Genomic DNA, 12,425 nt, shown 5'->3' on the forward strand with positions numbered 1-12,425 from the left:
GCCGCCCCCGACCCGCTGGCCTTCTCGCCGCACCCGGTGCAACGGCACTCCCCGGCCCGGCGGACGGGACCTCCCCCCCCGGCGACTGCCGACCGGGGCGGACCCGTCTGTAGCGGTGGGCCTCAGCCCAGGAGCGCGAGCGCCTCGTTCAGCGTCGCGGACGGCCGCATGATCGCCGAGGCCTTGGCGGCGTCGGGCTGGTAGTAGCCGCCGATCTCCACCGGGGCGCCCTGCACGGCGATGAGCTCGCCGACGATCTTCTCCTCGGACTCGGCCAGCGACTTGGCCAGCGGGTCGAAGGCCGCGGCCAGCTTCGGGTCATCGGTCTGGCGCGACAGCTCCTGCGCCCAGTACAGGGCCAGGTAGAAGTGGCTGCCGCGGTTGTCGATGCCGCCCAGCTTGCGGCTCGGCGACTTGTCCTCGTTGAGGAAGGTGCCGGTCGCCCGGTCCAGGGTGTCGGCCAGCACCTGGGCGCGGGCGTTGCCGGTGGTGGTGGCGAGGTGCTCGAAGGAGACGGCCAGCGCGAGGAACTCACCGAGGGAGTCCCAGCGCAGGTAGTTCTCCTTGACGAGCTGCTGGACGTGCTTCGGGGCGGAGCCGCCGGCGCCGGTCTCGAAGAGGCCGCCGCCGTTCATGAGCGGGACGACCGACAGCATCTTGGCGCTGGTGCCCAGCTCCAGGATCGGGAACAGGTCGGTCAGGTAGTCGCGCAGCACGTTGCCGGTCACCGAGATGGTGTCCTCGCCGCGGCGGATGCGCTCCAGGGAGTACGCGGTGGCCTCGACCGGGGACAGGATCTTGATGGTCAGACCGTCGGTGTCGTGGTCGGCGAGGTACGTCTTGACCTTGGTGATCAGCTGCGCGTCGTGCGCGCGGCCCTCGTCGAGCCAGAAGACGGCCGGGACGCCGGTGGCGCGGGCGCGGGTGACGGCGAGCTTGACCCAGTCCTGGATCGGCGCGTCCTTGGTCTGGCAGGCGCGGAAGATGTCGCCGGCGGCGACCTCCTGCTCGATGACCGTGGCGCCCGAGGCGTCGACGAGGCGGACGGTGCCGGCGGCGGCCAGCTCGAAGGTCTTGTCGTGGCTGCCGTACTCCTCGGCCTTCTGGGCCATGAGGCCGACGTTCGGCACCGAGCCCATCGTGGACGGGTCGTACGCGCCGTGCGTGCGGCAGTCGTCGATGACGACCTGGTAGACACCGGCGTAGCTGCTGTCCGGGAGGACGGCGAGCGTGTCGGCCTCGGCGCCGTCCGGGCCCCACATGTGGCCGGAGGTGCGGATCATGGCCGGCATCGAGGCGTCGACGATGACGTCGGACGGGACGTGCAGGTTGGTGATGCCCTTGTCGGAGTCCACCATCGCGAGGGCCGGGCCCTCGGCGATCTCGGCGTCGAAGGAGGCCTTGATCGCGTCGGCGTCGGGCAGCGCGCCGAGGCCGTTCAGGATGGTGCCGAGGCCGTCGTTCGGGGACAGGCCGGCGGCCGCCAGGGTCTCGCCGTAGCGGGCGAAGGTCTTCGGGAAGAAGGCGCGGACCACGTGGCCGAAGATGATCGGGTCGGAGACCTTCATCATCGTGGCCTTGAGGTGCACGGAGAACAGGACGTCCTCGGCCTTGGCGCGCTCGATCTGGTCGTTGAGGAAGGTGCGCAGCGCGTCGACGTGCAGGACGGACGCGTCCACGACCTCGCCGGCGAGCACCGGTACGGAGTCGCGCAGCACCGTGACGGCGCCGTCGGCGTCGACGTGCTCGATGCGCAGCGTGCCGGCCTCGGCGATCACGGCGGACTTTTCGGTGGAGCGGAAGTCGTTCTCGCCCATGGTGGCGACGTTCGTCTTCGACCCGGTGGTCCAGGCGCCCATGCGGTGCGGGTGCGCCTTGGCGTAGTTCTTGACCGAGGCGGGGGCGCGGCGGTCGGAGTTGCCCTCGCGCAGGACCGGGTTGACGGCGCTGCCCTTGATCTTGTCGTAACGGGCGCGGTTCTCGCGCTCCTCGTCGCTCTTCGGGTCGTCCGGGTAGTCCGGAAGCGCGTAGCCCTGGCCCTGGAGCTCGGCGACCGCGGCCTTGAGCTGCGGGATCGACGCCGAGACGTTGGGCAGCTTGATGATGTTGGCCTCGGGCGTCTTCGCCAGTTCGCCGAGCTCGGCGAGGGCGTCCGCGATCCGCTGGCCCTCTTCCAGGTACTCGGGGAAGCTGGCGATGATCCGACCTGCCAGGGAGATGTCACGGGTCTCGACATTCACACCGGCCGTCGACGCGTACGCCTGGATCACAGGCAGGAAGGAATACGTCGCGAGGGCCGGGGCCTCGTCAGTGTGCGTGTAGATGATGGTCGAGTCAGTCACCGGATGCTCCGCTCCACAGTCTGCGTCTCTCGTCTGCAACATTGCTCGACATCAAGATATCTCGTGATCGGGCCGGTCTGGACAGCCCCCCGACCCAAGCCCGGGCGAGACGCGCGTCACTCTCGGTGGCCGGGAGGGCCCGACCCGCCCGGAAACGGCGGAACGCCGCCACCGGCTGTTTCCAGCCAGGGGCGGCGCTCCGGGTGCTACGACTGCCGGCCTGCTCAGGCGTGGACGGCCTTGGGGCTCGGGCCGTACTGGTTCGGGTTCGGCTGACCCTCGGTGGCGGTCAGGACCAGCAGCCAGATGCCGCCGACGAGCGGGACCAGACCGATGAGCAGCCACCAGCCGGACTTGCCGAGGTCGTGCAGGCGACGGATGGCGAGGCCCAGACCCGGAAGGAAGGTGGCCACCGCGTAGAGCAGGTAGATCCACGGAGAGGTGCCGAGGACACCATCGATGATGGCGGCGATGATCAGCGCGGCGATGTCGAAGAGCACGAACATCCAGTACTCCTGGCGGCGCGCGCGGCCGGAGAAGACGGCGTACTTCTTCAGAACGTCGGTGTAGTAGTGCATGGGTCCCCCCAAGAGACGGTGTGTCGGCCGGTCCCCGATGGAGCGAGCCGGGGCAGAACTTATGCCCCGCTTACGTCGCGGTCAAGCCAGTTGGCAAGGCACCAAAAGGGTTACTTTTCGCCGCTCTACGCCGCAAACACACTGGTACCGGGCGCAACTTAGGACCCCCTGCCCCCAACCACTCACCCCGCGTGACGAAATGAGCTGACGGAAGTCTTACGGCAAGGCGTGGGACACCCCGCGGACCCCCGGAATTCCGTAGCGTCCCCGCCATGCGCGTACTCATCACCGGTGGATCCGGGTTCATCGGCTCCCACATCGTTACCACTCTGCGTCTTCGCGGGCACGATCCCGTCGTCCTGGACCTCGTCCCGCCTTCGGAAGAGGGCGAGTTCGTACGGGCGGACGTGCGCGATCCCGAGGCCGTACGGGCCGCTCTGGCCGACGGGGTGGACGCCGTTTGCCACCAGGCCGCGATGGTCGGTCTCGGCAAGGACTTCGCGGACGCCCCGGCGTACGTCTCCCACAACGACCTGGGCACGGCGGTGCTGCTGGCCGCGATGGCGGAGGGCGGGGTCCGCGACCTGGTCCTGGCCGGCTCGATGGTGGTCTACGGGGAGGGCCGGTACGAATGCCCGCGCCACGGGGTCGTGCGCCCGGGGCCGCGCCGCGCGGCGGACCTGACCGCCGGCCGCTTCGAACCGCACTGCCCCCTCTGCGGCTCCGAACTGGCGCCGGGACTGGTGGCCGAGGACGCCCCGACGGATCCGCGCAACGTGTACGCGACCACGAAGCTGGCCCAGGAACACCTGGCGGCCTCCTGGGCCCGGTGCGTGGACGGCCGGGCGGTGTCGCTGCGCTACCACAACGTGTACGGGCCGGGAATGCCGCGCGACACCCCGTACGCGGGCGTGGCCTCCTTCTTCCGCTCCTCACTGGCGCGGGGCGAGGCACCGCAGGTGTACGAGGACGGCGGCCAGCGGCGGGACTTCGTCCACGTCACGGACGTCGCGGAGGCCAACGCCCTGGCCCTGGAGGCCTCGACGCCGCCCGGCGTGTGCACCGCCTACAACACCGGCAGCGGAACCCCGCACACGGTCGGCGAGATGGCCACCGCCCTGGCCACCGCCCACGGCGGCCCCGCCCCCGTGGTCACCGGCGAGTTCCGCCTCGGCGACGTCCGCCACATCACGGCCGACTCCCACCGCCTGCGCACGGACCTGGGCTGGCACCCCCGCACCACCTTCACCGAGGGCATGACGGCCTTCGCGCACGCCGCACAACGCCCGGCCTCCTGACCGAGCGCCGGCCAAATCCAGCCCCGCCGGCGTTTGAGGCGCGGGGGTCCGGGGGCTGGCCCCCTGCAACGGCGCCGCGCCCACCCCACCCACCGGGCTCGGCCCGAATCCAGCCCCGCCGGCGTTTGAGGCGCGGGGTCGGGGGCGGCGCCCCCGGCCCCGGCCGGGCTCAGGCCGGCACCGGCAGGGTCACCTCGAACCGGCACCCTCCGGGAACGTTCCGCACCGCCGCCCGCCCCGCGTGCGCCTCCACGATGCCCCGTACGATCGCCAGCCCCAGCCCGGCCCCCGCCGGAGGCGCCGGTACCGAGGCCACCCCCGCCGAGGCCACCCCCGCCGGAGGCGTCCGCGCCGGAGTGCCCCGCCAGCCCGTGTCGAAGACCCGCGGCAGGTCCTCCGCGGGGATCCCGCCGCAGCCGTCCGTCACGGAGACGACCACCGCTCCCCCATCCGCCCGTACGGAGGCCGCGATCGCCACGGTCCCGTCGGCCGGCGTGTGCCGGATCGCGTTGATCAGCAGGTTGGCCAGGACCCGGGTCATCTCCTTGCCGTCGACCTCCACCGGCACCCGGTCCACCGCTCCGCCGTCGAGCCGCACCCCGCGCTCCCGCGCCAGCGGATGCACCCCGGACAGCGCGTCGCCGACCAGGTCGTACACCGACATCCGGCTCGGGCTCAGCGCCAGCGCCCCCGCGTGGATGCGGGACAGTTCGAAGAGGTCACCGACCATGGAGTTCAGCCGGTCCACCTCGGTGCGGATCTGCCGGTGGTACCGCGCCGGATCCTCCGCCATGCCGTCCTCCAGCGCCTCGGACATCGCCCGCAGACCCGCCAGCGGGGTCCGCAGATCGTGCGAGATCCAGGCCACCAGCTCCCGCCGCGAGGTCTCCAGCGCCCGCTCCCGTTCCCGGGACACCGCCAGCTTCCCGCTGGTCGCCGCCAGCTCCCGCGACAGCGAGGCCAGTTCCGCCGTCGCCTGGCCGGGCGGCGCCGCGAAACTGCCGCCGTCGCCGAAGTCCCGTGCGGCCAGGGAGAGTTCCCGGCTTCGGGCCACCACCCAGCGCCCCAGCAGCAGCGCCACGGCCAGCGAGACCACCGCCGCCATCGCCACGACCAGGGTGACCACCCCGAGGTCGTGCCGGGAGAGGAACATCGCCTGGGCCACGGCGAGCGTCCCGGCCAGCATCGCGGTGACCGTCACGGCGGCGATCACCGTCAGGGACACCGCCACCGACCGGTGCCGCACCAGCCTCAGCACGAGCGCGCCGAAGGCCCCCGCGCACACGGCCCCGCCGAACGCGAACAGCGCGATGAGCAGTATGTCCTTCACGCCGCGGCCGCCTCTCCCGGTTCGAAGCGGTAGCCGACGCCCCACACCGTCTGGATCAGCTTCGGCCGGCCCGGGTCCTCCTCGACCTTGGCGCGCAGGCGGCGTACGTGCACCGTCACCGTCGACAGGTCGCCGAAGTCCCAGCCCCACACCTCGCGCATCAGCTCCTCCCGCCCGTGCGCCTGTCCGGGATGCCGCAGGAAATGGGCGAGCAGATCGAACTCCCGTACGGTGAGGGCCAGTTCGCGGCCGTCCTGCGCGGCGCGGTGGGTGGTCGGATCGAGGGTGATCCCGGCTGCCGTGAGCCGCGGCGCCGCTGCGCCGCCCTGCCCCGGGGCCGACGCGGCTCCTGCCGCCGCCGCGCGGCGCAGGACGGAGGAGACCCGCAGGACCAGCTCGCGCGGGCTGAACGGTTTGGTGACGTAGTCGTCGGCGCCCCGTTCAAGTCCCGCGATCCGGTCGTCCTCGTCGCCCCGGGCGGTCAGCATGATCACGGGCACCGGGCCGGCCGCACGGAGCCTGCGGCACACCTCCAGCCCGTCCAGACCCGGCAGCATGAGGTCCAGTACGACCAGGTCCGGCCGGAACGCGGCGGCGCGGGCGAGCGCCGCCGGGCCGTCCGCGACGCTCTCCACCGCGTAGCCGGCGCGCCGCAGGTAGCCGGTGACGACCTCCGCCACCGTCGGGTCGTCGTCGACGACCAGGATCCGGGCGGGCACCGGTTCCGCACCGGCCGTGCCTGCACTCGTGCCCGTACTCGTGCCCGTACTCGTGCCTGCGCCCGCGTCACCGCTGCTGCTGCTCACGCCGTCACCGCTCATACCGTCCAGCCTCCCACCCGCGGGCGCCGGCCCGGCCCCCCGAACGCGTCCACAGGGGGCGACGTCCGCGTTTCGTAAGGAGTCCACGGCCCTTTTGCGGGACCCCGGTTCCTACGGTGAGACCGTGAGCGAAACCGTGACGGTAGACGTCGTACTTCCCTGTCTCAACGAGGCCGGGGCCCTGCCCTGGGTCCTCGCCCGCATCCCGGCAGGCTGGCGGGCCCTGGTCGTGGACAACGGTTCCACCGACGGCTCCGCCGAGCTCGCGCGGTCCCTCGGCGCGACCGTGGTCACCGAGTCCCGGCGCGGTTTCGGCGCCGCCTGCCACGCCGGGCTGCTCGCCGCCGAGGCGGACGTGGTCTGCTTCTGCGACTGCGACGCCTCGCTGGACCCCGGGCTGCTGACCGGCTTCGTGGCGGCCGTCGCCGCGGGCGGGGCCGACCTGGTGCTCGGCCGTCGCCGCCCGCAGGGCCGCGGCGCCTGGCCCGCGCACGCCCGGGCCGGGAACCTGGCGCTGGCCAGGCTGCTGCGCCGCCGGACCGGCCTGCGGCTGCGCGATCTGGGCCCGATGCGGGCCGCGCGCCGGGAGGACCTGCTCGCGCTGGACCTCTCGGACCGGCGCTCCGGCTACCCGCTGCAGATGGTGGTCCGGGCCGCGGACGCCGGCTGGCGGATCCGGGAGGTGGACGTGCCGTACCTGCCGCGCTCGGGGAAATCGAAGGTGACGGGCACCTGGCGGGGCACCTGGCAGGCGGTGCGCGACATGAGCCGGGTCCTGGCCGAGCCGGCCGACGGCCCGGCTGTCGACCCGGCAGTCGACGGCCGGACCGCCGTCCGGGCCGCTTCGGGCGCCTCCTCCGGCGGTGGTGCGCGATGAGCTCCACCACCCTGCTGGTGATCGCGAAGGAGCCGGTCCCGGGCCGGGTCAAGACCCGGCTGACCCCGCCGTTCGCCCCGGCCGAGGCGGCCGCGCTCGCCGAGGCCGCGCTCGCCGACACCCTCGCCGCCGTGGCCGCGGCACCCGCGCGGCGCCGGGTCCTGGTCCTGGAGGGCCGGCCCGGCCCGTGGCTGCCGCCCGGCTTCGAGGTGGTCCCGCAGTGCGCCGGGAGCCTGGACCTGCGGCTCGCCGCCGCGTTCGCGGCGTGCAGCGGGCCCGCGCTGCTGATCGGCATGGACACCCCGCAGGTCACCCCGGAGCTGCTGGACGTCGACTGGTCGCAGTACGGTGCCTGGTTCGGGCCCGCCGTCGACGGCGGGTTCTGGGCGCTCGGACTGGCCGTCCCGGACCCGGCGCTGCTGCGCGGGGTACCGATGTCGGTCCCCGAGACGGGCGCGGTCCAGTACGAACGGCTGCGCGCGGCCGGGCTGCGCACCGGCCGGCTGCCCGTCCTGCGGGACGTCGACACCGCCGAGGACGCCCGCCTGGTGGCCGCCGAGGCCCCGGCGGGCGCCTTCGCCGCGCGGCTGGCGGACCTCACCCGCCACCTCACCCGGCCGGTCCTGCGATGAGGACCCTCACCTCGGGCGGGGCCCGGTCCGGTGGTCCGGTCACCGCCTGGTCGGCCGATCCGTACACGGTGGCCCTGCGCCGCGGCCGGGGGCCGCTCTACCTGCGGCGGGGCGACGGGTGGCTGCTCCCGCTGGACGTGGAGCGCTGGTGCGAGGCTCCGGACGGCGCCGACCGGACGGTGCTGGGCCGATGCCGGGGCGCCGTCCTCGACATCGGCTGCGGCCCCGGCCGGCTGGTCTGCGCACTCGCCGCCCGCGGACACCGGGCCCTGGGCATCGACGTCAGCCGGGAGGCGGTGGCCCGGACCGCCCGCTCGGGCGCCGCCGCCCTGCACCGGTCGGTCTTCGACACCCTTCCCGGCGAAGGCCGTTGGGACACGGCGCTGCTCATCGACGGGAACATCGGCATCGGCGGCGACCCCGCCGCGCTGCTGCGCCGGACGGCGGAGGTGCTCGCGGCGACCGGCTCGCTGATCGTGGAGTGCGCGCAGGCGGAGGCCGGGGCCGACGTGGACGAACGCTGCGAGGTCCGGGTGGCCGACGGCCGCGGCGGCCTCGGCGCCCCGTTCCCCTGGGCCCGCGTCGGCCCGGCGGCCCTGGCCCGGCACGCGGCGGCGGCGGGCTGGACCCCGGCCGGCCACTGGACGGCGGCGAGCCGCGCCTTCACCGTGCTGAGCCGCGGGGCGGCCGGCCCGCCGTAGCCCGGTCCGTCGGTGCGCTCCGGTCCCGACCGGACCGGGTCAGCCCACTGCCCCGTACGCGGCCATGACGATCTCCATGCCGCGGTCGTCCTGCTGCCGTTCCCGGGCGGCCATCCGGTTCATCACGTAGGCCACCGTCATCCGTGCGTCGGGATCGCTCACGACGAGCGAGCCGCCCCAGCCGCCCCAGCCGAAGGCGTTGCCGAACTTCCCGAAGCCCGCCGTCCAGGACATCGGTGTCCCCAGCACCCGGTCCGGGCCGCTGAACACCTCCTGCCGGGCGGGCTCGCATCCGCGGGGGGACAGCAGCCGCACCCCGCCGGCCGTTCCGCGGTTCGCCAGGACCGACTGGACCAGGGCCACGGAGCGGGCGTTGCCGTAGCCGTTCACCGCGGGGATCTGCGCCCGGCGCCAGGCCGGTGCGTTGACGTCCCGGACCCGGACGGCGAGGCCGGTGTGCTCCGTGGGTGCGCCGTCCGGGCCGGGCGGCGGGACCGCGGCGTACTCGTCGGTCAGGGACGGCGGCGGGATCAGCGGTGCGAGGCGGTGGTCGTGTTCCGCGGGGAGCCCGATGTGGAAGTCCGCGCCCAGCGGCCCGGCCACCTCCTGCGCGAAGAACGCGCCGATGCCGAGGCCGGTGACGCGGCGGACGAGTTCGCCGATGAGGAACCCGAAGGTGAGCGCGTGATAGCCGGCGGCCGTGCCCGGTTCCCAGGCGGGCGCCCGGGCGGCCAGCCCGGCCGTCACGCCCTCCCAGTCGTACAGTTCCTCCACCGCCCGCAGCCCGGGCAGGTCCGGCAGCCCCGCGGTGTGCGACAGGACGTGCCGGACCAGTACGCCCTCCTTGCCGGCCGCGGCGAACTCGGGCCAGTAGGCGGCGACCGGCGCGTCCAGGTCGAGCAGGCCCCGGTCGGCCAGGATCAGCGCGCACAGGGCCGTCATGTTCTTGGTCGTCGAGTTCACACAGGCGAGGGTGGAGTGTTCCCAGGCGGTGGCACGGTCCGCGTCGGCGTACCCGCCCCAGAGGTCGGCCACCGGCTCGCCGTCGATCCAGACGGCCGCCGAGGCGCCCACGTCCTGCCGCGCGAGCAGGCCTGCGAGTGCCTCGCGGACCGCGCCGAACCGCGGTTCGCAATATCCCTTAATGTCGTTCATGGACGTAAGCCTCGGGCAGCGCCACGACCGGCGGCCCGACAATTCCCGCACGGGATGTGTCGGGTGGGAGCGGAAGGACGGACAGCGTGCTGGAGCGGCTGAACCAGGCGTTGGACCACCTGGAGTCCCGCCTCGACCAGGAGATCGACATGGCCGAGGTGGCCCGGATCGCCGCGGTGTCGGAGTACCACTTCCGCCGGCTGTTCTCCGCGCTCGCCGGGATGCCGCTCCCGGTCTACGTGCGGCGCCGGCGGATGACGCTCGCCGGGTCCGAGGTGCTGGCCGGGGAGCTGACGCTGCTCGACGTGGCGGTGCGGTACGGGTACGGCTCGGGCGAGGCCTTCGCCCGGGCGTTCCGGTCGGTGCACGGCATCGGGCCGGGCGAAGCCCGGCGCACGGGCGCGGTGCTGACGGCTCAGCCCCGCATGTCCTTCCGTGTGGTCGTCGAGGGCAGCACGACCATGCGGTACCGGATCGTGGAGAAGGAGCCGTTCCGGGTCCTCGGCCGCAAGGCCCGGGTCCCGCTCGTGCACGAGGGGCCCAACGCGGCCGCCACCGCCCATGTGCAGAGCCTGGACGAGCGGACGGTCCTGCGGATGAAGTCACTGCCCGGCCTGGAGCCGGCGGGTGTCCTGTCCGCGGTGGTCTACCTGAGCGACCGCCGGGAGGAGGGCGTCGAGGCGGACTACTGGATCGGCGTGGTGACCGTCCCCGGAACGACCGCCGGGGAGCTCGACGCCCTCGACGTGCCGGCCGGGACCTGGGCGGTCTTCGACAACCACGGGCCCTATCCGAGCGCCCTCCAGGACCTGTGGCGCGACGTGTTCACCCAGTGGTTCCCCTCGAACCCGTACACGAGCCGGCCGGGCCCCGAGCTGCTGCTCACGAGCCCGGTGGAGATCGGCGCGGAGACCGGCTCCCAGCTGTGGGTTCCGGTCGAGCGGGGCGGCGGCCGCTAGGCCGTCCCCTTCGGATCCTGCCGAGCCCGGGCTCGCCGCCACCGGCCTCCCGCCACCACGGCCGCGGCGGCCACCGCCACCGCGGCGAGCACCAGGAGCAGGTTCCGGCCGTACGGCAGCGGCAGGGCCGACGGGTTCGGCGGCGCACCCGGCCGCAGCAGCAGGGGCAGGGTGACCAGTACGAGCACGCCCGCCGTCAGCAGGGCTCCCCGTACGGGACCGCGCGCGGGCACGGCGGCGACCGCGAGGCCGGCCGCCAGCACGAGGGGGGCGATGAACCCGTCGTACAGGACGAGCGCCCCGCCCATCCACACCAGGACGTCGAAGGGGTCGGGCAGGTCCGCCAGCAGCCGGCCGCCGATGGCGATCAGCAGCAGCCCGGCCCCGCCCAGGAGCAGGCGCAGGCCTTTCACAGCACCTCCAGCAGGGTGACCCACTTGGTCTGCAGGACTCCGGGCCGGTTCGGTGCGATGACGCGCGCCGGGTAGCCGTGGTCGGCGGTCAGGACCTGTCCGTTCAGTTCCAGCGCGAGCAGGGTCAGCGGGTCCTCGGCGTAGTCCCGGCCCATGGTCATCACCCGGTACGCGCCGCCCGTTTCCAGTGAGGTGACCCGCAGCCCTGCTCCGGCCGGGGCGCCGGCCCGGGCCATCAGGTCGCGGATCCGGACGCCGCTCCAGCGCGCTTCCACGCTCCAGCCCTCCACGCACGCGATCGGGAGCCGCGCCTGTGACCGGGGCAGGGTGCGGAGTTGATCGAGCGTCAGGGTGTAGGGGGTGGGGCCCCGTACCTCCAGCCGCCAGTCCCGTACCGCCTGCCCGGTGACGCCGGCCGCCGCGGCGGTGCGGTTGACCGGGAGCCCCTGCGGTCCGTGGTCGGGGTGCCGGGGTGCGAGCAGGTCGAGCCGCTTCAGCGGGGTGAAGGTCTGCCCGACGGTGGTGAGGGTGACGGCTCCGACGGCCGCGCCGACACCGAGCATCAGGGAGCGCCGGTCCGGGCCGTCCCGGGCGGGGAGTTGGAGCGTTCCGGGCGACCGGCAGCTCCAATGGGCCCTGATCTCGGGAGCTTTGATGGCGAGGTGCAGGAGCAGGGAGCCGGTCACCACCCAGGCCAGGGCGAAGTGGGTCTGGATGAAGCCGAACGGCCACGGGTACCACTCGGCGATGTTGAGGAGTCCGGTGAAGACCTGGAGGACGGCGGAGGCCACGAGCACCGCCACCGACAGCCGCTCCAGCCCGTGCCGGACACCGCGCACGGGGGGCCGGACGAACAGCCTCGGGTACACGGTCCACAGTTTCGCGAGCAGCAGCACGATCGCCGCGAGCCCGGTGGCGATGTGCAGGCCCTGGCTGAGCCGGTAGCCCCGGACCGGGCGGCTGGGCAGCGAGTCCGCGGCCCAGCCCGGCGGGTGCTGGAGGTAGTGGCTGATCAGGCCGGTCAGGAAGCAGACGGCGAAGGCCGCGCCGAGCCAGCGGCCGAGGGAGGTGGCGGTCCGGGCGTCGTGCAGGCGGCCGGCGAAGGAGGGCGGCCGGAAGGGGAAGCGGGAGGCCGGTTCCGGCGGCGCGGGAGGCGGCGGCGGTGGCGGAGTCGGCGGCGCGGGGGGCGGCGCCGGTGGGGTCGGCGGAGTCGGCGGTACGGGCGGAGTCATGCCCTCCATGAGAGCGCCGCCGGGCCCCGCGCGGGCGGCCCGACACCTTACGAAACGCGGACGCCGGGCCGGGTCGCCAGCCCGGCG

Annotated in this window: 12 protein-coding genes; 5 read left to right on the forward strand and 7 right to left on the reverse strand. The window is 74.0% G+C overall.

Annotation, left to right across the window (positions count from 1 at the left end; translation table 11 throughout):
* Positions 1 to 122 precede the first annotated feature (122 nt).
* Both ACFWNV_RS21455 and ACFWNV_RS21460 read right to left on the reverse strand, forming a co-directional pair.
* Positions 123 to 2,342, reverse strand: a complete 2,220-nt coding sequence (locus ACFWNV_RS21455; RefSeq protein ID WP_383949297.1) for an NADP-dependent isocitrate dehydrogenase — start codon at positions 2,340 to 2,342, stop codon at positions 123 to 125.
* 224 nt (positions 2,343 to 2,566) lie between these two features.
* Positions 2,567 to 2,920, reverse strand: a complete 354-nt coding sequence (locus ACFWNV_RS21460) for a DUF805 domain-containing protein (protein WP_383949300.1) — start codon at positions 2,918 to 2,920, stop codon at positions 2,567 to 2,569.
* A gap of 272 nt (positions 2,921 to 3,192) precedes the next feature.
* Here ACFWNV_RS21460 and ACFWNV_RS21465 point away from each other — a divergent pair, with 272 nt between their 5' ends.
* On the forward strand, positions 3,193 to 4,218 hold the full coding sequence (locus ACFWNV_RS21465; RefSeq protein WP_383949303.1) for an NAD-dependent epimerase/dehydratase family protein: 1,026 nt from the start codon (positions 3,193 to 3,195) through the stop codon (positions 4,216 to 4,218).
* 169 nt (positions 4,219 to 4,387) lie between these two features.
* Here the strand turns inward: ACFWNV_RS21465 and ACFWNV_RS21470 are convergent, their stop codons facing one another.
* Both ACFWNV_RS21470 and ACFWNV_RS21475 read right to left on the reverse strand, forming a co-directional pair.
* A complete protein-coding gene (locus tag ACFWNV_RS21470) occupies positions 4,388 to 5,548 on the reverse strand; it encodes a sensor histidine kinase (RefSeq protein ID WP_383949306.1) in 1,161 nt (386 codons plus the stop codon).
* Positions 5,545 to 6,369, reverse strand: a complete 825-nt coding sequence (locus tag ACFWNV_RS21475; RefSeq protein WP_383949308.1) for a response regulator — start codon at positions 6,367 to 6,369, stop codon at positions 5,545 to 5,547. Before ACFWNV_RS21475 ends, ACFWNV_RS21470 begins: the two co-directional genes overlap by 4 nt.
* A 124-nt stretch (positions 6,370 to 6,493) precedes the next feature.
* Between ACFWNV_RS21475 and ACFWNV_RS21480 the strand changes: the two genes are divergently transcribed.
* Genes ACFWNV_RS21480 through ACFWNV_RS21490 form a run of 3 tightly spaced genes read left to right on the forward strand, consistent with a single transcriptional unit; the run spans position 6,494 to position 8,579 of the window.
* Complete coding sequence (locus ACFWNV_RS21480) at positions 6,494 to 7,246, forward strand: glycosyltransferase family 2 protein (RefSeq protein ID WP_383949311.1); 753 nt, start codon at positions 6,494 to 6,496, stop codon at positions 7,244 to 7,246.
* A complete protein-coding gene (locus tag ACFWNV_RS21485) occupies positions 7,243 to 7,878 on the forward strand; it encodes a DUF2064 domain-containing protein (protein ID WP_383949314.1) in 636 nt (211 codons plus the stop codon). Before ACFWNV_RS21480 ends, ACFWNV_RS21485 begins: the two co-directional genes overlap by 4 nt.
* Complete coding sequence (locus ACFWNV_RS21490; protein WP_383949316.1) at positions 7,875 to 8,579, forward strand: class I SAM-dependent methyltransferase; 705 nt, start codon at positions 7,875 to 7,877, stop codon at positions 8,577 to 8,579. The genes ACFWNV_RS21485 and ACFWNV_RS21490 overlap by 4 nt, the downstream gene beginning before the upstream one ends.
* Positions 8,580 to 8,618: 39 nt before the next feature.
* Here the strand turns inward: ACFWNV_RS21490 and ACFWNV_RS21495 are convergent, their stop codons facing one another.
* Positions 8,619 to 9,734 carry a serine hydrolase domain-containing protein gene (locus tag ACFWNV_RS21495; RefSeq protein ID WP_383949319.1) on the reverse strand — a complete coding sequence of 372 codons (1,116 nt, stop codon included), beginning with the start codon at positions 9,732 to 9,734 and terminating at the stop codon, positions 8,619 to 8,621.
* 86 nt (positions 9,735 to 9,820) lie between these two features.
* On the opposite strand from ACFWNV_RS21495, the gene ACFWNV_RS21500 reads away from it, so the two are divergent.
* Positions 9,821 to 10,693 (forward strand): GyrI-like domain-containing protein, encoded by an 873-nt coding sequence (locus tag ACFWNV_RS21500; RefSeq protein ID WP_383949322.1) that lies wholly within the window; start codon positions 9,821 to 9,823, stop codon positions 10,691 to 10,693.
* On the opposite strand, the gene ACFWNV_RS21505 is transcribed toward ACFWNV_RS21500, so the two are convergent.
* Entirely contained in the window at positions 10,690 to 11,106 is a 417-nt protein-coding gene (locus tag ACFWNV_RS21505; protein ID WP_383949325.1) for a hypothetical protein, read from the reverse strand. The two genes, ACFWNV_RS21500 and ACFWNV_RS21505, sit on opposite strands and share 4 nt — an antisense overlap.
* Positions 11,103 to 12,338 (reverse strand): molybdopterin-dependent oxidoreductase, encoded by a 1,236-nt coding sequence (locus ACFWNV_RS21510; RefSeq protein WP_383949328.1) that lies wholly within the window; start codon positions 12,336 to 12,338, stop codon positions 11,103 to 11,105. Before ACFWNV_RS21510 ends, ACFWNV_RS21505 begins: the two co-directional genes overlap by 4 nt.
* Between the last annotated feature and the right edge of the window lie 87 nt (positions 12,339 to 12,425).

It is taken from the genome of Streptomyces sp. NPDC058401, from assembly GCF_042722885.1.
Lineage (GTDB): Bacteria > Actinomycetota > Actinomycetes > Streptomycetales > Streptomycetaceae > Streptomyces.